Source organism: Pseudomonas sp. ES1, from assembly GCF_050586605.1.
Classification (GTDB): Bacteria; Pseudomonadota; Gammaproteobacteria; order Pseudomonadales; family Pseudomonadaceae; genus Aquipseudomonas; species Aquipseudomonas sichuanensis.
On the sequence record NZ_JBOBDM010000008.1, the window covers coordinates 68091 to 88491 of the forward strand.

A 20401-nucleotide genomic window follows, 5' to 3' on the forward strand; every position below is an offset into this window, starting at 1 on the left:
GGTTCATTCCAAGGGAGTGTGCTGAATGAATGACGCAACACCGATGTCCCCTGCCGAATTCGAGCAGGCCCTGCGCGCCAAGGGCGCCTATTACCACATCCATCACCCGTTTCACGTGGCGATGTACCAGGGCCGCGCCAGCCGCGAGCAGATCCAGGGCTGGGTGGCCAACCGCTTCTATTACCAGGTCAACATCCCGATGAAGGATGCAGCGATCCTGGCCAACTGCCCGGACCGCGAGGTGCGCCGCGAATGGATCCAGCGCCTGCTCGACCATGACGGCGCCCCAGGCGAGGACGGCGGCATCGAGGCCTGGCTGCGCCTGGGCCAGGCCGTGGGCCTGGACCCGGACCAGTTGCGCAGCCAGGAGCTGGTGCTGCCCGGCGTGCGCTTTGCCGTCGACGCCTACGTCAACTTCGCCCGCCGCGCCAGCTGGCAGGAGGCCGCCAGCAGCTCGCTGACCGAACTGTTCGCCCCGCAGATCCACCAGTCGCGGCTGGACAGCTGGCCGCAGCACTACCCCTGGATCGACCCGGCCGGCTATGAGTACTTCCGCACCCGCCTGGGCCAGGCCCGCCGCGATGTGGAACACGGCCTGGCGATTACCCTGCAGCACTACACCACCCGTGCCGGGCAGGAGCGCATGCTTCAGATCCTGCAGTTCAAGCTGGATATCCTCTGGAGCATGCTCGACGCCATGAGCATGGCCTATGAACTGAACCGCCCGCCCTATCACAGCGTCACGGCTGAACGGGTCTGGCACAAGGGGATCGCCCTATGAGTTTCAATCGTGATCAGGTGCCCGCCTGGCGCCCCGGCTACCGTTTCCAGTACGAGCCGGCGCAGAAGGGCCATGTGCTGCTGTACCCCGAAGGCATGATCAAGCTCAACGACAGCGCCGGCCTGATCGGCGGGCTGGTCGATGGCCAACGCAGCGTTGCGGCGATCATCAGCGAGCTTGAACAGCAGTTCCCCGGTGTGCCCGAAGTCGCCGACGATATCGAGCAATTCATGGAGGTGGCCCGTGCCGAACACTGGATCACCCTCGCCTGAGGTGCCGGTCGGCCTGCCCTTGTGGCTGCTGGCCGAGCTCACCTACCGCTGCCCGTTGCAGTGCCCGTACTGCTCCAACCCGCTGGACTTCGCCGAGCAGGGCAAGGAGCTGACGACCGAGCAGTGGTTCAAGGTGATGGCCGAAGCCCGCGAGATGGGCGCCGCGCAAATCGGTTTTTCCGGCGGCGAGCCGCTGGTGCGCCAGGACCTTGCCGAATTGATCGCTGAAGCCCGGCGCCTGGGTTACTACACCAACCTGATCACCTCCGGCATCGGCCTGACCGAGCAGAAGATTGCCGCCTTCAAGCAGGCCGGGCTGGACCATATCCAGATCAGCTTCCAGGCCAGCGACGAGCAAGTGAACAACCTGCTGGCCGGCTCGAAGAAGGCATTCGCGCAGAAGCTGGCGATGGCCCGGGCGGTGAAGGCCCACGGCTACCCGATGGTGCTCAACTTCGTCACGCACCGGCACAACATCGACAAGATCGACCGCATCATCGAGCTGTGCATCGCCCTGGAAGCCGACTTCGTCGAACTCGCCACCTGCCAGTTCTACGGCTGGGCGCAGCTCAACCGCCTGGGCCTGCTGCCAACCCGCGAGCAGCTGGAGCGCGCCGAGCGCATCACCAACGAATATCGCGCCAGGCTCAAGGCCGAAGGCCACCCCTGCAAGCTGATCTTCGTCACCCCGGACTACTACGAAGAGCGCCCCAAAGCCTGCATGAACGGCTGGGGCAGCCTGTTCCTGACCATCACCCCCGACGGCACCGCCCTGCCCTGCCATGGCGCGCGCCAGTTGCCGGTGCAGTTCCCCAATGTGCGCGAGCATGACCTGCACCACATCTGGTACGACTCGTTCGGCTTCAACCGCTTCCGCGGCTATGACTGGATGCCCGAACCCTGCCGCTCGTGCGACGAAAAGGAAAAGGACTTCGGCGGCTGCCGCTGCCAGGCGTTCATGCTCACCGGCGATGCCAGCAAGGCGGACCCGGTGTGCGGCAAATCGCCGGACCACGGCATCATCCTCAAGGCCCGCGAGGAGGCCGAGCACGCCACCCTTGCCATCGAAGAGCTGACCTTCCGCAATGAGCGCAACTCCCATGTCATCGCCCGCGGCTGAGTTCAGCGCCGCACAGGCGGTGGCCGCCGGCACCGATTTTGCCGAGCTCAAGGCCGGTGAGCAGGGCTTGTTCTGGAATGAGTTCCGCCCAGCCGACGGCGCTTGCCGTATCTGGCACTGGCGCGACCAACAGGCCCACTGCCTCACCCCCGATGGTTTCAGTGTGCGCAGCCGGGTGTACGAATATGGTGGCGGCAGCTTCTGCCTCACGGGTGATGGCCTGGCGTTCGTCAACGAGAACGATCAACAGGTCTATTTCCAGGCGCTCGATGGCACGCCACCTCACAAGCTGACCCAGCACAACGATTGCCGTTACGGCGACCTGTTGTGGCACGCGGGTGAGGTGCTGGCGATCGAGGAGCGCCATGGCAGCCACATCGAGCACCGCTTGGTTGCCCTTGCCGAAGGCCGGCGTGATGTGCTCGCCGAAGGGGCCGACTTCTATGCCACACCGGCCATCAGCGCCGATGGCTGTCGCCTGGCCTGGATTGAATGGGACCGCCCGCATCAACCCTGGACCGTCACCCGCCTGATGTGTCGCGAGCGCGATGCCAGCGGTGCGTGGGGGGCGCCACACTGCATTGCCGGGGGCACAGAGTCCCTGCAACAACCGCGCTTCGATGCCCAGGGCCGCTTGTACTGCCTGTCTGACCTCGACGGCTACTGGCAGCCCTGGGGCGAGGTCGATGGGCACTGGCAGCGCCTGCCTTCGGCAAGCGCCGACCACGCCGCGGCTCCCTGGCAACTGGGGCCCTGCACCTGGCTGGCGCTTGGCCCGCAAAGCTACCTGGCCAGCTGGTTCGAGGACGGCTTCGGCCAGCTCGGGCTACGCAGCAACACGGGCGAGATGGCGCGTTACGCCAGCGCCTATACACGCTTTCGCAGCCTGGCCATGGATGCCGGGCATGTCTACGCCATCGCCGCGTCGCCGATCAGCCCGCCGGCTGTGATTGCCATCGACCGCAGCAACCATGACGTCCTGGTACTGGCAGGCGGCGCGCAGGTACTGCCCGCCGCGCATATCAGCACCCCGCAGCCGATCCGCTATGCCAGCGGCGATGGCGTGGCCCACGGCTTCTTCTACCCCGCCATGGCCGGTGGCACACCGTCGCCACTGTTGGTGTTCATCCACGGCGGCCCGACCTCGGCCTGCTACCCGGTGCTCGACCCGCGTATCCAGTATTGGACCCAGCGCGGTTTCGCCGTCGCCGACCTCAACTACCGCGGCAGCAGCGGCTATGGTCGTGCCTACCGCCAGGCACTGCATCTGCGCTGGGGCGAGAGCGACGTGGAGGATGCCTGCGCCGCCGTCGCCCACCTCGCCTCACGGGGCCTGATCGAGCCGAGCCAGGCCTTTATCCGCGGCGGCAGCGCCGGGGGCTATACCACCTTGTGCGCCTTGGCGTTCCATGAGGTCTTCCGTGCCGGTGCCAGCCTTTATGGCGTCAGCGACCCTGAGGCACTTGGCCGCGCGACCCACAAGTTCGAGGGCGATTACCTCGACTGGTTGATCGGCGACCCGCGGCGCGATGCCGAACGTTATCGCCAGCGCACGCCGCTGCTGCACGCCGGGCGGATCAAGGTGCCGGTGGTGTTCTTCCAGGGCGAGCTGGACGCGGTGGTGGTACCGGAGCAGACCCGCAGCATGCTCGACGCCCTCACGGCCAACGGCATCGAGGCCGAGGGGCACTTCTATCCCGGTGAGCGCCATGGGTTCCGCCAGGCGGCGAACCTGGCGCATGCGCTGGAGGAGGAGTGGAAGTTCTATTGCCGGGTGTTGGGCCGGTAGATGGACGGGGCTGCCTTGCAGCCCTTTCGCCGGCAAGCCGGCTCCCACCTGAGCGCGCCGAACTCAAGACCTGTACTTTGCCTGTGGGAGCCGGCTTGCCGGCGATGAGGCCAGCCAGGCCTCAACGCTTGGCGATGATGTACACCGCATGCACGATGCCCGGAATGTACCCCAGCAAGGTCAGCAGGATGTTCAGCCAGAACGCCCCACCGAAACCCACCTGGAGGAACACCCCCAGTGGCGGCAGGATGATGGCGATGATGATGCGAATGAAATCCATGCGAAACGCTCCTTGAAGGGTTTCAACAAAGACTAGCTGCACCGCGCAGTGGTTCCATCACAGAACGCCAGGCAAAAAAAACGCCCCGAGCCAAACACTACAGGCCAAGGGCGATGCGCAGAAACGCGAGACGGTTCGTTGAATTCGTTACGCCGGGTGGCCGGTCAGGCCGACACTTCACGGCGGTTGGCTTGCTGGGTGTGCAAACGGGCAAAGGCGCGGGCCAGGCGCAGGAGCATCTCGTCGATGTTGCCCTTGCTCACGGTCAGGGCCGGCGATAAGCGCACCACATCGGCCTGCGGGGCATTGAGCAGCAGGCCTTCATGCAGCGCGGCCTCGACCAAGGCTGCGGCGGCGTCATCGCGCAACTGCAGCCCCCACAGCAAGCCCTGGCCGCGCACTTCGCCCTGGCCATAGCGCCCGGCCAGGCGGCTGAGGCCATCGCGCAGGTGCCGGCCGCTGTCCTGCACCTGCTCGCAGAACCCCGGCTCCAGCACGGTCTGCAACACCGCTAGCCCAGCGGCGGTCATCAGGGCGTTGCCGTGGTGGCTGCCTTCCAGCTCGCCGGGAGCGGCGCAGCAGGCCGAACCACGGGCCAGTAACGCCGCCAATGGCACACCGCCGCCCAAGCCCTTGCCCAGGGTGACGATGTCAGCCCGCACGCCGTAGGTGTGTTCCGCCAACAGGGCACCGCAACGCCCTACGCCGGTTTGCACCTCGTCGAGGATCAGCAGGATGCCCAGTTCACGGCACAACTGCTCGACACCCTTGAGGTATTCACGGGTGGCCGGGATCACGCCGGCCTCACCCTGGATCGGTTCGAGCATGATCGCCACGGTGCGCGAGTCCACCGCCGCATGCAGCGCGGCGAGGTCGTTGAACGGCACCTTGCTGAAACCCGGCAGCCCCGGCTCGCAGCGGTTGCACGGCAACGGGTCGGAAGCCGACAGCGCCCCCAGGCTTCGCCCGTGGCAGCCCTGGCTGGCGGTAATGATGTGGTAGGCGCCGTTACGGTGCAGCTGGCCCCACTTGCGCGCCAGCTTGATCGCCCCTTCACAGGCCTCGGCGCCGCTGTTGAGCAGGTAGGCCTGGTCACTGCCGGTGCTCTGGCACAGGAGCTCGACCAGCCTGAGCAGGGTGCGGCTGTGGTAACCCGCGCCTGGGTTGATCAATGCCTGGGCCTGGCTGCCCAACGCCTTGACCAGCACGCTCGGGCTGTGGCCGAGGCTGTTGACCGCGCCGCCCTGGGTGAAGTCCAGGTAGGCATGCCCTTCACTGTCCCACAGCCAGGAACCCTGGCCGCGCACGAACACCTGCGCCGCACGCTCGCTGCCGGGCATCAGCCGTTCGCGCGATAGCTGCGCCGTGGCGGGCTCGGCCGCCGGGACAGGCTTGGGCGCTGCCACGGCAGGGGCCGGGCGGCGCAGGTTGAACAGGTTCATCAGGGCTCCAGCCATTCACGGTCGGCGGCGGTCAAGGCCTCCGGTCGAATGCCGGATTTGATATTTTGCCTTGCCTATCAAAAGTGTTTTTCATCCGGGGTAACAATCGCCTCGATGATCGCTGTAACCCACTGGAATACGGCGATAGACTAGGCCTCGGGGCGCTCCGGGGCCATTTGGTTTTTTCAGCTTTTTCGATAAGTATCACTTATGGATTTTCGCCAACTGCGTTATTTCGTCGCGGTGTATGAAGAAGGCCATGTGGGCCGCGCCGCCGAACGCCTGTCACTGTCCCAGCCGGCGCTGTCGCAACAGATCCGTCAGCTGGAGCACAGCCTCGACCTGAGCCTGTTCGAACGCAGCAACAAACGCCTGCTGCCAACCCTGGCCGCCCACACCCTGTACAACCACGCCCTGCCCCTGCTCGATGGCCTGCAGCGGGCCCACGAGGCCATGCGCAACTTCAAGGGCCAGTCGCTGCGTACCCTGGCCATCGGCGTGCTGCAGACCGTGCGCCCAAGCCTGGTGCCACAGCTGCTGGAACGCGTGCGCAAGGCTCAGCCGCACCTTGTGGTGCAGATCTATGAACTGTCGGGGCTGGAGATCGAGCGACGCTTGCTCAACGGCAACCTGGATATCGGGATCAGCTACCTGCCACCGCGCCAACCGGGGCTGCACGGCTTGTTGCTGTATGAGGACGAGTTGCAGTTGGTCATCCCCAATACCCACCCCTTGAAAGACTTCAAGAAGGTCTCGCTACGCCAGGCGGCCGAGCTGCCGATGCTGATGCTGGGTGAAGAGTTCCAGATCCGCCAGATCTGGAAGGCACAACTGGCCAACCTGGGCCGCAGGCCGCAGGTACAGGCAGAGATGAACAACATGGCGGGGATTCTCGACAGCCTGGCGCACACGGCGCTGGCCACCGTCCTGCCAGGGCGAGCCAAAGAGGCTGCCGAGGATGACCAGGCACTGCTGTGGAAACCCTTGAGCGAGCCGCGGGTACCGCTGAAGGTCGGCCTGGTATTCCGCGATGCCCAGCGCCAGCAGGCGTCTGTGGAGCTGCTGCGCACCCTGCTGGAAGCAGAAACCGACGCGCGCCAGCTGGGCATATCAGCGCTGGACGTGCTCGGCTGAAAAACACAGGCACAAAGAAAACCCCGCCGAAGCGAGGTTTCCTAGACTGTTTCCCTGTGACATCCCTATCTCCCCACCGTCCTGGCAGGATCCTTTCGTGTCCCTGTTTGTCCATTGCGCTTCCTGCGCTACGTCCATGTAAGAAAGAGTAACCGTGGATCCAATCTTAGGAAAGGGGCGAAAAGTCACCACGTCATGTAAGCCAAAGCTTACAAAAGGATTCATGGGCAAATGGCGAGGCCAGCAGGGACTTGATACTTGCAGCTTTCCGATCAATCCCACGCCACCACGACAACATTCCTACAAGCAGGGCCACGAAAATCGTGCCCTGCGTAAGCGCTGCCGATTGACGCGCCGGACGGACTGGAGTGGGCGGCAGGGCAGCCCACAGGTTGATCAGAACTGTTCAGCGTCCAGCAGATAGAGCGAATCGCTCCCTGCCTTCACCGAAGCCACCAACGAATGCACCCGTGGCAACAGCCGCGCGAAGTAGAACCGTGCAGTACCCAGCTTGGCCCCGTAGAAGTCGGCATCGCCCTCGCCCGCCTTGGCCGCACGGGCCATCAGTGCCCACATGTAGGCATAGGCGACGTAACCGAACGCGTGCAGGTACTCCACCGACGCCGCGCCGATTTCGTTAGGGTTGCCCTTGGCCTTGTCCAGCACCCAGGCCGTCAGTTCGTCGAGCTGGTCGAGGGAAGCCGCCAGCGGCTTGGTGAACTCACCCAACTCGCTGCCAGCGGCGGCGACAAACTGGCGGATCTCGTCGGCAAACAGCTGGTAGTAGGCGCCGCCGCTGGCCACCACCTTGCGACCGACCAGGTCCAGGGCCTGGATGCCGTTGGTGCCTTCGTAGATCTGGGTGATGCGCACATCACGTACCAGTTGCTCCTGGCCCCACTCACGGATGTAGCCGTGGCCACCGAACACCTGCTGGCCGTGCACGGTGCACTCCAGGCCAAGGTCGGTGAGGAAAGCCTTGGCCACTGGGGTCAGCAGGGCCACCAGTTCTTCGCTGCGCTTGCGGGTCGCGGCGTCTTCGCTGTACTTGGCGCTGTCGAGTTGCAGCGCCACGTAGCTCGAGAAGGCCCGGCCACCCTCGATCAGCGCCTTCATGGTCAGCAGCATGCGACGCACGTCCGGGTGGACGATGATCGGGTCGGCGGCTTTGTCCTTGGCCTGCGGGCCGGTTGGTGCGCGGCTCTGCAGGCGGTCACGGGCGTACTCGACGGCGTTCTGGTACGAGCGCTCGGCCGAGGCCAGGCCCTGGATGCCAACACCCAGGCGCTCGTAGTTCATCATGGTGAACATGGCGGCCAGGCCCTTGTTCGGCTCACCCACGATATAGCCGACTGCCTCGTCGAAGTTCATCACGCAGGTGGCCGAGGCCTGGATGCCCATCTTGTGCTCGATCGAGCCGCAGTTGGCGGGGTTGCGCGCACCGAGGCTGCCGTCTTCGTTGACCAGGAACTTGGGCACCAGGAACAGCGAAATGCCCTTGGGGCCGGCCGGGGCGTCCGGCAGCTTGGCCAGCACCAGATGGATGATGTTCTCGGTGAGGTCGTGCTCGCCACCGGTGATGAAGATCTTGGTGCCGCTGACCTTGTAGCTGCCGTCGGCCTGCGGTTCGGCCTTGGTGCGGATGATGCCCAGGTCGGTACCGGCGTGGGGCTCGGTCAGGCACATGGAACCGGCCCAGACGCCGGCGTACATGTTCGGCAGGTATTTCTCCTTCAGCGCCTCACTGGCGTGGGCGTTGATCGACAGGCAGGCACCGGCGGTGAGCATCGGGTACAGGCCGAACGCCAGGCTCGAGGCGTTGACCATCTCTTCGACCTGGGCGGAAATCGCCTTGGGCATGCCCATGCCGCCGAACTGCGGATCGCCACCCACGCCCACCCAGCCACCTTCGGCAAAGGTCTGGTAGGCCTCGATGAAGCCTGCCGGGGTGCGCACTGCGCCGTTGTCCCAGTGGCAGCCTTCTTCGTCGGCGGCACGGCTCAACGGGGCAATGGTCTTGCTGGTGACCTTGCCGGCCTCCTCCAGCACGGCCATGGCGGTGTCGGCATCGACCGTCTCGGCCAGGGCGGGCAACTGCGACCAGAGTGCGGCCACGTCGAAGACTTCATTGAGAACGAAGCGCATATCGCGCAGGGGCGCTTTATATTCAGCCATGACAACCTCTCGCTATAAGGCTCGGGGCGGTCCGACGGGACCGCGGCACTGGGTTGTAGCCAGTGTAACCGAACAACTTTTTCGAGACATAGGGTCATCATGCGACCGAATAGTCATCCATGGTCACGCCATGCGTATGGCACCGCGCTGCGATTGCTGGCCGAAGGTCATCACGCAGTTACGCCCCGCGCCCTTGGCGCTGTACAGGGCCTGGTCCGCGGACTTGAGCACTTGCTCGGGGTTGCGATGCTCAAGCTGGCGCTCGGCGATACCGATGCTGATGGTGACCGAAACCGTACTACTACCGCTCCCAGCACGGCGCTGTCGGCCGGCGCCATCGTCCTGCGGGCGATTGCTCTGGTCGCGCAGCTGGATGGCGTAGTTGGCGATCATCTCGCGCACCGCCTCCAGGTGCGGCAGGCATTCCTCGGCAGTCTTGCCGGCGAACACCAGGGCAAACTCCTCGCCGCCATAGCGGTAGGCGCGGCCACCGCCGGTGACTTTGGACAGGCGGCTGGCCACCAGGCGCAGAACCTGGTCACCGACGTCATGGCCATGGGTGTCGTTGAATTTCTTGAAGTGGTCGACGTCGCTCATGGCGATCACGTAGTTGCGCCCCAGCCGCTGCATGCGCTCGTTCAATGCGCGGCGCCCCGGCAGGCCGGTCAGTTCGTCGCGGAAGGCCATCTGATAGGCCTCGTGGGAGACGGCGGCAGCGATCATCAGCATCACCTGGCTGCACATGATGTTCAGGGTGAACGGCAGAATGAAGGTCTTGGGCAGCATCCAGAAGATACCGATCAGCCCGATGACCTGCGCCGCATGCAAAGGCCGGGGCTCGCGCAGGTACTGCACCACCAGCAGGATGAACACGGCGAAGAACAGCGGGTAGGCCAACTGGATAAGGCTCATCCACTGGCCATGCAGCGACGGCCAGCGGATCTCCGCCAGCCAGCCCAACAGGGCCTCGGGGAAGCTCTGCTCCAGCGCCAGCGCCACGCTGCCGACAGCGAACAGCACGGCAAAGCGGGCGAGCATGTCCTGGGCCAGGTGGGTACGTTCCTGCCAGGCCGCATACAGACCGAACAACGCCGGGAGCAGCAGGCAGACCAGGTGGAAGATCACTGCAGCATCCTCGCGCACCCGGCCATTGTCGCGGTAGAAGTCGGTCTGGGTGTCGAGCAGGAAATAGGCGATGTACACCGTGACCATCAGGAACAGCTCGCGCTGCCGGCGATACACCGCGCAATAGGCCCCGCCCAACAGCAGGACCAAGGTGGGCAGCACATTGAACAGCGATGTGAAGAAGACACTCAGGTCCCTCACATAGGCCGCGGCAAGGCCCGACAGCAAAAGAATCAGCGAAGGCAGGAAGTGGCTCACGCGTACAGCGGATAGACGAAACAAGGGTAATCTCCGACCCGGCAGATCAATAATGGCATTGTGCCCCTACTTCATCCACTGTGCACCTGAATAGATGAAATTTTGACGTCGGGTTAACGGCAGGTAGGTGTGCATGCTTGAGGCACACTCGTTACTGGATGCGACATCTCTGCAAACTTTTCCCTTCTTTTTGTAAGAACGGGCTTGCTCCGCGATCGCATTGGAGATGCCTGAGCCCCTGCCCAGCGGGCCACCGCCACTTGGCCAGCTGAATCGACGGACGAAAAAAAACCGCCTGCCGGTAACGGCAGGCGGTTTTGCTACAGCCGGCTGGCCTTAGTAGGACAGGCCGAAGTTTTCTTCCTTCATCGCCATCAGGTTGTCGGCACCGGACAGGATCGCCGCGACATGCGTGCGGGTGCGCGGCAGGATGCGCTGGAAGTAGAAGCGCGCAGTCTGCAGCTTGGCGGTGTAGAACGCCTCTTCGCTGGTGCCGGCAGCCAGCTTCTCGGCGGCCAGGCGAGCGATGTCGGCCCAGAAGTAAGCCAGGCAGGCGTAGCCGGAGTACATCAGGTAATCCACCGAAGCGGCACCGACTTCCTCGCGATCCTTCATCGCCGCCATGCCGATCTTCATGGTCAGCTCGCCCCACTCCTTGTTGATCGCCGCCAGTGGCTCGACGAACTCCTTGGTAGCCTCGTTGCCTTCCTGCGACTGGCAGAACTTGTGGACGATCTTGGTAAAGCCTTTGAGCGCCTCGCCCTGGGTCATCAGCACCTTGCGGCCGAGCAGGTCGAGGGCCTGGATGCCGGTGGTGCCTTCGTACAGCATGGAAATGCGGCTGTCGCGCACGTTCTGCTCCATGCCCCACTCGGCGATGAAGCCGTGGCCACCGTAGATCTGCACGCCGTGGTTGGCGGCTTCAAAGCCGACTTCGGTCATGAAGGCCTTGGCGATCGGGGTGAGGAAGGCCAGCAGTGCGTCGGCCTTTTTCTTGGCCTCTTCATCCTGGCTGTACTTGACGATATCCACCTGCTGGGCGGTGAAGTAGACCATCGCACGGTTACCTTCGGCGAAGGCCTTCATGGTCAGCAGCATGCGGCGCACGTCGGGGTGGACGATGATCGGGTCGGCCGCCTTTTCAGGCGCTTTCGGGCCGGTCAGGGAGCGCATCTGCAGGCGATCGCGGGCGTACTTCAGGCCGCCCTGGAACGCCACTTCAGCGTGGGCCAGGCCTTGCAGTGCGGTGCCCAGGCGTGCGGTGTTCATGAAGGTGAACATGCAGTTCAGGCCCTTGTTGGCTGGGCCGATCAGGTAGCCGGTGGCGCTGTCGAAGTTCATCACGCAGGTGGCGTTGCCGTGGATGCCCATCTTGTGCTCGAGCGAGCCGCAGCTCACGCCGTTGCGCTCACCGACGCCGCCTTCGGCGTTTGGCAGGAACTTGGGCACGATGAACAGCGAAATGCCTTTGGTGCCGGCAGGCGCATCGGGCAGGCGAGCCAGGACGATATGGACGATGTTGCCGGCCATGTCGTGTTCACCGGCCGAGATGAAGATCTTGGTGCCGGAAACCTTGTAGCTGCCGTCGGCCTGAGGCTCGGCCTTGGTGCGCAGCATCCCTAAGTCGGTACCGCAGTGCGGCTCGGTCAGGCACATGGTGCCGGTCCACTCACCGGACACCAGCTTGGTCAGGTAAGTGTGCTGCTGCTCGGGGGTGCCGTGCTCGGAGATGGTGTTCATCGCGCCGTGGGACAGGCCTGGGTACATGCCCCACGACCAGTTCGACTCACCGACCATCTCGCTCAGGGCCAGGCCCAGCGACTCAGGCAGGCCCTGGCCGCCATGCTCGACGTCATGGGCCAGGCTCGGCCAGCCGCCTTCGACGAATTGCTCGTAGGCTTCCTTGAAACCGGTCGGCGTTTTCACGCCCGACTCGCTCCAGGTGCAGCCTTCCAGGTCACCGACACGGTTCAGCGGGGCCAATACCTGCTCACAGAATTTCGCGCCTTCTTCAAGAATCGCGTCCACCATGTCTGGCGTGGCGTCCTGGCAGGCCGGCAGGCTCGCATAGTGCGCCTCATAGCCAAGCAGTTCGTCGCGGACGAAGCGGATATCACGCAAGGGAGCTTTGTAATCAGGCATTGCGATGAACCTCTGTGATGAGTTCTCTGGGGAGACCGCTGACACCGACCAACGCTTGGCGGTTATCGATCAAACAGTTGTTTGAAACTTACGTTTAGGTGACTGCGATGTCAAGGAAGGCTCAGTGTCATTTACGCCGCCCAACATGACATTTACGCCACTACCCTCTAAACGCATCGCGGGACAAGCCCACTCCCACGCAATGCCGCAGGGCGGGGCGTGGGAGCGGGCTTGCCCCGCGATGTTGCTGAATGTGAGGTGACGATCAGGCGTAGGTGTCGATGAACCGACCGAGCATTTCGTCCGAGGCCTTGGCGACTTTGACGCCCAGTTCGACTTCCTGCTTGCCCAGCGCCAGTTGCACGGTGCTGGTGGCCAGGTCCATCTGCTGGCTGCGGTCGACGCCACGCAGGCGCTCGGCCTGGTAGTCGGTGGACTGGCTGGTGTTGCCACGCTCGACGGCGCCACTGGCGATCTGCTGGGCGGCCTGGTCGACGCGGTTCTGCCCGTTCTGGATAGCCCCCAGGCCTGCGTAGAAGGCGGAGCTTGCGTTGATTTCCATGTCAGGACTCCGTGACGCTGGGTAATGAACAGGGCTTATTAAAGCAGGCCAGCCAGGAAAAGGCCCGTTTAAATCCCTAATAGCCTAGTGCCAGCCAATAGACCGGATCATGCCGCCATCCGGCAGGCCGTCTAATCCAGCAGATCCAGCTGCAGATGCGCGGCCACCGCATCCGCACTCGCCTGCTTGAGCCATGGCACCCGCCCCAGGCAAGGCGCGGGCAGCCGCTCTGCCAGGCTGGAAAGGTTATCTTCCAGCCGCGATGTCCGTGGGTCGACGATATTCGCTACCCAACCGGCCAGTTGCAGGCCATCTCGGGCAATCGCCTCGGCACTGAGCAGGGCGTGGTTGATACACCCGAGGCGCACGCCAACCACCAGGATCACCGGCAGCTTCAGGGCAATCGCCAGGTCCGACAGGTTGGCGTGGCCCGAAAGCGGCACGCGCCATCCCCCGGCACCTTCGACCAGGGTGAAATCGGCATTCTGTGCCAGCACATGGTGCATGGCTTCCAGCAACGTCGGCACACTCAGCGCCACCCCGGCTTCGCGCGCGGCGACATGGGGCGCGATGGCCGGCTCGAAGGCGAAAGGGTTGACCTCCTCATAAGGCAGCTTGATCGAGCTTTCATCGATAAGCGCCAGGGCATCGCTGTTGCGCAACCCCTTGGAGGTGACCGCACAACCGGACGCCACCGGCTTGGCTGCCAGGGTACTCAAGCCATGCTGTCGCGCCGCATGCAGCAGGCCGGCGGCGATGGTGGTCTTGCCAACGTCAGTGTCGGTGCCGGCGATGAAATAGGCCTGGCTCATGTTACTGCCCCTCTGCCGCAGATTGACGCAGCACACCATAGACCACCTGGTAGGTGGCCGGCAGCCCCTGGGGCTGACGGAACTGCTCGTAAGCCTGCAGCAGCCCCTGCATCCGCGCCCGCCCGGTGAGCCCCGAAGGGCGCCCAGGGTTGAGGTTGTGCGCGCCAAGGGCCTTGAGTTCGTGGGTCAGGCTGCGCACGTCCGGGTAGTGCAGCACATGGGCGCGGCGCTCCAGGCCGATCAGTTCCAGGCCGCTGCCCGCGCACAGGCGCTGGTAGTCGTCGAAATGGCGGAAGCGGTTGACGTGGACCATGCCGTCTACCGCCTGCCAACTGGCGCGCAGTTCATCGAGCGTACCGACGCACAGGCTGCTGAACGCCATCACACCGCCCGGGCGCAACACCCGCCCGGCCTCGCTCAAAACGCTGCCGAACTGGCCACACCACTGCACCGCCAGGCTGCTGAACAGCAGGTCGACACTGCCATCGGCCAGCGGCAGGCGCTCGGCATCACCCGCCACGTGATACTGCGCACCACCTTGCTCACGGGCATGGCGCAGCATGCCCTCGGCGATATCCATGGCCACGCCGCTGGCACCGGCGAAACGCGTCGCCAGCAGCCGGCTGAAGTGCCCCGTGCCGCTGCCCAGGTCAAGCCAGCGCTCAGGCGCCAGGTCGTCCGGCAGTTTGTCCAGCAAGGTCGCCCCCACCGCACGCTGCAAGGCCGCGACACTGTCGTAGCTGGCGGCGGCACGGGAGAACGAAGCCGCCACCTGGCGTTTGTCTGGCAGGCCGCCGGGCAGGCTCGGCTGGGAAAGGTCAGTCATCGCCACTCTCATGCAAAAAACTCTTGATGCCCGCCGCCAGCTCCTGCGGATATTCCAACAGGAAGGCGTGGGAACTGTCTTCGACCAGGCCGACTTCCACGTCCGGCAACAACTCGCTCAACGCCTTGGCCGCCTCCGCCGGAACCAACGCGTCACTGCCGGCAAACAGGTGCAGTTGCGGGCCGCCGTACTGCTCCAGTGCCGCGCGGGTATCCAGCTTGGCCAACACTTCCAGGCCGGTGGCCAGGTACAACGGGTCGGTATCGGGTACGCCCACCCCCAACTGACGCAACAAGGTGCGCGGCTGCAGCGCGCCGTCGCTGCACAGGGTGCGGAAGCGCTTTAGGGTGACCTGCGTATGGCTTCGGCAGCCATCGAGGAAGGTGCCAAAGGTGTCCGCCGCCATCCCATGGGGCCAGTCCGGCCGGGCGACGAAACTGGGATTGCTGGCCAGGGTGAGCAGCCCACAGCAGTGGTCGCCACGCTTGTGGGCCAAGGCGCTGGCAAGCATGCCACCCAGCGACCAGCCGCCCAGCCAGGCATCGGTCGGCAACTGCCGGTCGAGGTGCTCGACCCAGGCCTGCACATCGCTGTGGGGCAGTTCCGGCAGCGGCATCAGCTCCACCTGCAGGCGCAGGTCCTGGGCACGCAGGCTGGCGGCCAGCGGCTCCAGTGACGCAGTACCCAGCCCCCAGCCGGGCAGAAGGATCAAACGGTTACGCATCAGCGGCCTCCAGCGGTGGATAACACTCGGCCAATGCATTCAACAATAGCTGGACCTGCGCCTCACTGTGGGCGGCGCTCAGCGTCACCCGCAGCCGCGCGCTGCCAGCGGGTACGGTAGGTGGGCGAATAGCCGTCACCAACAGGCCAAGCTCGCGCAGCCGGCGCGACAACGCCATCGCCCGGGCGGCATCACCGATCAGGATCGGCTGGATCGCCGTGTGGCTGTCCATCAGCTTAAGGCCGATCTGCTCGGCGCCCTCGCGGAACTGGCGGATCAACGCCGAAAGGTGCTCGCGCCGCCAGGTTTCCCGGCGCAGCAACTCCAGCGCCTTGAGCGTGGCGCAGGCCAGCGCCGGTGGCTGGCTGGTGGTGTAGATGTAGGGGCGGGCGAATTGCACCAGCGCCTCGATCAGTTCCTCGCTGCCCGCGACGAAGGCGCCCGCCGTGCCACAGGCTTTGCCCAGCGTGCCGATCAACACCGGCACATCTTCGATGCCCAGCCCGAAGTGCTCGACGATACCGCCACCCTTGGCACCCAAGGTACCCAGGCCATGGGCATCGTCGACCATCAGCCAGGCACCACGGGCGCGGGCCACTTCAGCCAGGGCCGGCAGGTCGGCGCAATCGCCGTCCATGCTGAACACGCCATCGGTGACCACCAGCGTATTACCGGTGGCCTTGCCCAGGCGGCTGGCCAGGCTGGCCGGATCGTTGTGCAGGTAGCGGCTGAAACGCGCCCCACTGAGCAGCCCGCCATCCAGCAACGAGGCATGGTTGAGGCGGTCCTGCAACACCGTGTCGCCCTGCCCCACCAGCGCGGTGATGGCGCCAAGGTTGGCCATGTAACCGGTGGAGAACAACAGTGCCCGCGGGCGCCCGGTCAATTCGGCCAATGCCTCCTCGACCTGGTGGTGCGGTGTGCTGTGGCCGATCACCAGATGCGAGGCACCGCCGCCGACACCCCAGCGCTCGGCGCCGTCGCACCAGGCCTTGATCACCTCGGGGTGGTTGGCAAGGCCCAGGTAGTCGTTGCTGCAGAAGGCCAGCAGTGGCTGGCCATCGACCACCACCTGCGGCCCCTGCGGGCTCTGCAGCAGTGGCCGCTGGCGGTAAAGGTCCGCGGCACGCCGTTCGGCCAGCCGCGCGGCGAGGTCGAAGGCCATGCTCAGGCCGAGGCTGCGTCGTAGAACAGCGCGCTGTTGCGCTGCTCGACCACTGCCTGCTCGATGGCGGCCTGATGCACTTCGTCGGCGTGCTCTTCACGGGCTTCGGGCTTGATGCCGAGGCGGGCGAACAGCTGCATGTCCTTGTCGGCCTGCGGGTTGGCGGTGGTCAGCAGTTTTTCGCCGTAGAAGATCGAGTTGGCGCCAGCCATGAAGGCCAGGGCCTGCATCTGCTCGTTCATCTGTTCACGGCCGGCGGACAAGCGCACGTGGGACTTGGGCATGAGGATGCGAGCCACGGCCAGCATGCGGATGAAATCGAACGGGTCGACATCTTCCTCTTCAGCCAACGGCGTACCAGCGACCTTGACCAGCATGTTGATCGGCACCGATTCCGGGTGCTCAGGCAGGTTGGCCAGCTGGATCAGCAGGCCTGCGCGGTCGTCCAGCGACTCGCCCATGCCGAGGATGCCGCCGGAGCAGATCTTCATGCCGGCATCACGCACGTAGGCCAGGGTCTGCAGGCGCTCGCTGTAGGTACGGGTGGTGATGATGCTGCCGTAGAACTCCGGCGAGGTGTCGAGGTTGTGGTTGTAGTAGTCCAGGCCGGCCTGAGCCAGGGCCAGGGTCTGCTCCTGGTCGAGCTTGCCGAGGGTCATGCAGGTTTCCAGGCCCATGGCCTTGACCCCTTTGACCATCTCCAGCACGTAGGGCATGTCCTTGGCCGATGGGTGCTTCCACGCAGCGCCCATGCAGAACCGGGTGGAGCCGATGGCCTTGGCCCGGGCGGCTTCTTCCAGCACCTTCTGCACTTCCATCAGCTTCTGTTTTTCCAGCCCGGTGTTGTAGTGGCCGGACTGCGGGCAGTACTTGCAGTCTTCCGGGCAGGCGCCGGTCTTGATCGACAGCAAGGTCGATACCTGTACGCGGTTGGGGTCGAAGTGCGCGCGATGCATGGTCTGCGCCTGGAACAGCAGGTCGTTGAACGGCTGCTGGAACAGCGCCTTGACCTCGGCCAGGGACCAGTCGTGACGTGTGGTTGCAATTGTGCTGGCGCTCATCGGCGTTTCCTTATCTATGGTCTGACTGACGCCGGGACAGGAAAGCCCGCCAGCGCATCACGGATAGCCCGCATATTTACGGAAGGACCATGGACTGTCAACCAAACATAAAAGCACTGGTTTACAAGTGTATAAATATTGATCGCGACTGTTTGCTCTGCGACGAACCCGCGCAACAGCCCTGGCCACTGTGCATGGCCTGCGAAAGCGAACTGCCCTGGCTCCACGAACAATGCCGCCGCTGCGGGCTGCCACTGCCGATGGACGGCTTCACCTGCGCCAGTTGCCGCCGCCGCGCACCGGCGTTCCACCAGGTCGTTGCGTTGTGGCATTACGGCTTTCCGGTCGACAGCCTGATCAGCCGCTTCAAGCACAACAGCCAGTGGCCGATGGGCCGCTTGATGGCACAGTTGCTCGGCCAGGCCCTGGAACATCGCTTCAACGAACACCTGCCAAGGCCTGATCGCTTGTTGCCCGTCCCCCTGGCCAGCCGCCGCCTGCGCCAACGCGGCTTCAACCAGTCGGCGATGCTGGCCCGCTGGCTGGCCACGCAACTGCAACTGCCCTGCGACGAACAGCTGCTCGAACGCACACGCGACACCCAGGCCCAGCAGGCCTTGGGGGCCAAGGCCCGGCGGCGCAACCTGCGCCAGGCCTTCGCCCTCGCCCCGGGCGCTGAAGTCGAAGGCCTGCACCTGGCGGTGATCGATGATGTGCTGACCACCGGCGCCACCGCCCAGGCCATCGCCAGCCTGCTGCGCAAACAGGGCGCCCGGCGCGTCGACATCTATTGCCTGGCGCGCACGCCCCGGCCCGATCAGGCTTGACTTGGCCGGGTGCGGGCGGCAACGTCGCGGGATCTTCCGCACAACCGAACCCCGCCCATGTCCCTGCCCGCCCTGCTCACCCAGCACATCGCCCGCCGCCCGCAGCGCATTGCCCTGTTGCAGCATGTCGCCGAACAAGGCTCGATCACCCGCGCCGCCAAGGCCGCCGGCATCAGTTACAAGGCCGCCTGGGACGCCATCGATGAGCTCAACAACCTCGCCGACCAGCCGCTGGTCGAGCGCAGCACGGGCGGGCGCGGTGGTGGCGGCGCACGGCTGTCCGCCGAGGGCGAACGCGTGCTGCGCCTGTACCAGCGCCTGCAAGCCTTGCAGACACAGATGCTCGAAGCCGCAGAGCACAGCAGCGACCTCGACTTGCTCGGGCGTCTGATGCTGCGCACCAGCGCCCGCAACCAGTTGCAGGGACGGATCAGCGGCCTGCGCCGCGAAGGCCGGCATGACCGTATCAGCCTGACCCTCGGCGGCGGGCTGGAGATAGAAGCCTTGATCACCCGCGGCAGTACCGAACGGCTCGAGCTGACCCTGGGCGCCACGGTGCTGGCGCTGCTCAAAGCGGGTTGGCTGCAGTTGCTGGGCGCCGATGAGCAGGCCGAGCACGGCAGCAATTGCCTCAAGGCCACGGTCGAGGAAGTCCTCGCCGATGACGGCGAACAACGCGAAGTGCGCCTGGTATTGGACAACGGCCAGACCTTGTGCGCGATCGCCGAGCAGCCATGGCTGGAGCAGCATCAGGTACGGGCAGGCTGCGAGATCCGGGTGCAGTTCCATCCCTCCTATGTACTGCTGGGCGTGCCGGTGTAGCGCAGCTCCGCGGTTGCCGCGAGGAATGCGCTACCATGCGCCCACGCTGTCCCCGCGCCTGGAGCCCTGTATGTCCCACCCCTTCGACACCCTCACCCCCGACCTCGTGCTCGATGCCGTGGAAAGCCTGGGCTTTCTCAGCGATGCCCGTGTCCTGGCGCTCAACAGCTACGAAAACCGGGTCTACCAGGTGGGCATCGAGGACGCGCAGCCGCTGATCGCCAAGTTCTATCGCCCGGGGCGCTGGAGCGACGCGGCCATTCTCGAAGAACATGCCTATAGCGCCGAACTGGCCGACTGCGAGGTGCCGGTGGTTGCGCCGCTGCAGCACGACGGCCGTTCGCTGTTCGAGCACCAGGGCTTTCGCTTTGCCCTGTTCCCTCGCCGTGGCGGGCATGCGCCCGAGCCGGGCAACCTCGACCAGCTCTACCGCCTCGGCCAACTGCTCGGCCGCCTGCACGCAGTCGGTGCCACCCGCCCCTTCGAACACCGCGAACAACTGGCTGTGGACAACTTTGGCCACGCCTCCCTGCGCACCCTGCTCGAAGGCAATTTCGTCCCCCGCGAGCTGCTTCCAGCTTTCGAATCCGTGGCCCGTGACCTGCTCAAGCGCGTCGAGGACATCTACGCACGTACCCCGCACAAGCTGATCCGCCTGCACGGCGACCTGCACCCCGGCAACCTGATGCACCGCGACGAGGCCTACCATGTGGTCGACCTCGACGACTGCCGCATGGGCCCGGCGGTGCAGGACCTGTGGATGATGCTCGCCGGCAGCCGCGAAGAGCGCCTCGGCCAACTGGCCGAACTGATCGACGGCTACAACGAATTCCACGATTTCGACCCGCGCGAACTGCCCCTGATCGAGCCCCTGCGCGCCCTGCGCCAGCTGCACTACAGCGCCTGGCTGGCGCGGCGCTGGGACGACCCGGCGTTCCCGCCGAGCTTCCCCTGGTTCGGCCAGCCGCGTTACTGGGGCGACCAGATCCTCGCGCTGCGCGAACAGATGGCTGCGCTGGATGAACAACCGTTGAAATTGTTCTAGAAGCACAGCGCGCTCTGTCTACAATAGGCGTCGCGTTAT

19 protein-coding genes are annotated in these 20401 nt (G+C 65.0%); 8 read left to right on the forward strand and 11 right to left on the reverse strand.

The genetic code is table 11. The features are described 5' to 3' along the window. Positions 1-25: 25 nt before the first annotated feature. Genes pqqC through ACQ4N9_RS05410 form a run of 4 tightly spaced genes read left to right on the forward strand, consistent with a single transcriptional unit; the run spans position 26 to position 3962 of the window. Entirely contained in the window at positions 26-781 is a 756-nt protein-coding gene (gene pqqC / locus ACQ4N9_RS05395; protein ID WP_110994307.1) for a pyrroloquinoline-quinone synthase PqqC, read from the forward strand. Then, positions 778-1053 carry a pyrroloquinoline quinone biosynthesis peptide chaperone PqqD gene (pqqD, locus tag ACQ4N9_RS05400; protein WP_390966172.1) on the forward strand — a complete coding sequence of 92 codons (276 nt, stop codon included), beginning with the start codon at positions 778-780 and terminating at the stop codon, positions 1051-1053. Before pqqC ends, pqqD begins: the two co-directional genes overlap by 4 nt. Further along, a complete protein-coding gene (gene pqqE / locus ACQ4N9_RS05405; protein WP_390966174.1) occupies positions 1025-2173 on the forward strand; it encodes a pyrroloquinoline quinone biosynthesis protein PqqE in 1149 nt (382 codons plus the stop codon). Before pqqD ends, pqqE begins: the two co-directional genes overlap by 29 nt. After that, complete coding sequence (locus ACQ4N9_RS05410) at positions 2139-3962, forward strand: alpha/beta hydrolase family protein (protein ID WP_390966176.1); 1824 nt, start codon at positions 2139-2141, stop codon at positions 3960-3962. Before pqqE ends, ACQ4N9_RS05410 begins: the two co-directional genes overlap by 35 nt. Positions 3963-4083: 121 nt before the next feature. Here the strand turns inward: ACQ4N9_RS05410 and ACQ4N9_RS05415 are convergent, their stop codons facing one another. Next, a complete protein-coding gene (locus ACQ4N9_RS05415; protein ID WP_009681539.1) occupies positions 4084-4242 on the reverse strand; it encodes a YqaE/Pmp3 family membrane protein in 159 nt (52 codons plus the stop codon). 164 nt (positions 4243-4406) lie between these two features. Further along, on the reverse strand, positions 4407-5684 hold the full coding sequence (locus tag ACQ4N9_RS05420) for an aspartate aminotransferase family protein (RefSeq protein WP_390966178.1): 1278 nt from the start codon (positions 5682-5684) through the stop codon (positions 4407-4409). A gap of 210 nt (positions 5685-5894) precedes the next feature. Here ACQ4N9_RS05420 and ACQ4N9_RS05425 point away from each other — a divergent pair, with 210 nt between their 5' ends. Then, on the forward strand, positions 5895-6818 hold the full coding sequence (locus tag ACQ4N9_RS05425; protein WP_390966180.1) for a LysR family transcriptional regulator: 924 nt from the start codon (positions 5895-5897) through the stop codon (positions 6816-6818). Positions 6819-7214: 396 nt separating this feature from the next. On the opposite strand, the gene ACQ4N9_RS05430 is transcribed toward ACQ4N9_RS05425, so the two are convergent. The 9 genes from ACQ4N9_RS05430 to bioB all read right to left on the reverse strand — a co-directional run bounded on the left by ACQ4N9_RS05430 (position 7215) and on the right by bioB (position 17668). Further along, positions 7215-8993, reverse strand: a complete 1779-nt coding sequence (locus ACQ4N9_RS05430) for an acyl-CoA dehydrogenase C-terminal domain-containing protein (protein ID WP_390966182.1) — start codon at positions 8991-8993, stop codon at positions 7215-7217. Between the two features lie 123 nt (positions 8994-9116). After that, positions 9117-10400, reverse strand: coding sequence for a GGDEF domain-containing protein (locus ACQ4N9_RS05435; protein WP_390966183.1), 1284 nt, complete (start codon positions 10398-10400; stop codon positions 9117-9119). 312 nt (positions 10401-10712) lie between these two features. Next, positions 10713-12518, reverse strand: a complete 1806-nt coding sequence (locus tag ACQ4N9_RS05440; RefSeq protein ID WP_390966185.1) for a phenylacyl-CoA dehydrogenase — start codon at positions 12516-12518, stop codon at positions 10713-10715. Positions 12519-12783: 265 nt separating this feature from the next. Further along, positions 12784-13080 (reverse strand): pyrroloquinoline quinone biosynthesis protein PqqE, encoded by a 297-nt coding sequence (locus ACQ4N9_RS05445; RefSeq protein ID WP_125462323.1) that lies wholly within the window; start codon positions 13078-13080, stop codon positions 12784-12786. Between the two features lie 131 nt (positions 13081-13211). Beyond that, the gene (gene bioD / locus ACQ4N9_RS05450; RefSeq protein ID WP_390966187.1) at positions 13212-13892 is read right to left on the reverse strand and encodes a dethiobiotin synthase; all 681 of its coding nucleotides are present in this window, start codon (positions 13890-13892) and stop codon (positions 13212-13214) included. 1 nt (position 13893) lies between these two features. Further along, positions 13894-14718, reverse strand: coding sequence for a malonyl-ACP O-methyltransferase BioC (gene bioC / locus ACQ4N9_RS05455; RefSeq protein ID WP_390966189.1), 825 nt, complete (start codon positions 14716-14718; stop codon positions 13894-13896). Beyond that, positions 14711-15442 (reverse strand): alpha/beta fold hydrolase, encoded by a 732-nt coding sequence (locus ACQ4N9_RS05460; RefSeq protein WP_125462320.1) that lies wholly within the window; start codon positions 15440-15442, stop codon positions 14711-14713. The genes bioC and ACQ4N9_RS05460 overlap by 8 nt, the downstream gene beginning before the upstream one ends. After that, the gene (bioF, locus tag ACQ4N9_RS05465; RefSeq protein WP_390966192.1) at positions 15435-16607 is read right to left on the reverse strand and encodes an 8-amino-7-oxononanoate synthase; all 1173 of its coding nucleotides are present in this window, start codon (positions 16605-16607) and stop codon (positions 15435-15437) included. The genes ACQ4N9_RS05460 and bioF overlap by 8 nt, the downstream gene beginning before the upstream one ends. A gap of 2 nt (positions 16608-16609) precedes the next feature. After that, on the reverse strand, positions 16610-17668 hold the full coding sequence (gene bioB / locus ACQ4N9_RS05470; RefSeq protein WP_125857183.1) for a biotin synthase BioB: 1059 nt from the start codon (positions 17666-17668) through the stop codon (positions 16610-16612). An 89-nt stretch (positions 17669-17757) separates the two neighbouring features. Here bioB and ACQ4N9_RS05475 point away from each other — a divergent pair, with 89 nt between their 5' ends. From ACQ4N9_RS05475 to ACQ4N9_RS05485, 3 genes are all read left to right on the forward strand, one after another. Then, the gene (locus tag ACQ4N9_RS05475) at positions 17758-18495 is read left to right on the forward strand and encodes a ComF family protein (protein WP_390966194.1); all 738 of its coding nucleotides are present in this window, start codon (positions 17758-17760) and stop codon (positions 18493-18495) included. 57 nt (positions 18496-18552) lie between these two features. Continuing rightward, positions 18553-19317 carry a TOBE domain-containing protein gene (locus ACQ4N9_RS05480; RefSeq protein ID WP_125462316.1) on the forward strand — a complete coding sequence of 255 codons (765 nt, stop codon included), beginning with the start codon at positions 18553-18555 and terminating at the stop codon, positions 19315-19317. 70 nt (positions 19318-19387) lie between these two features. Continuing rightward, complete coding sequence (locus ACQ4N9_RS05485; RefSeq protein ID WP_390966196.1) at positions 19388-20362, forward strand: serine/threonine protein kinase; 975 nt, start codon at positions 19388-19390, stop codon at positions 20360-20362. The last annotated feature ends 39 nt before the right edge of the window (positions 20363-20401 follow it).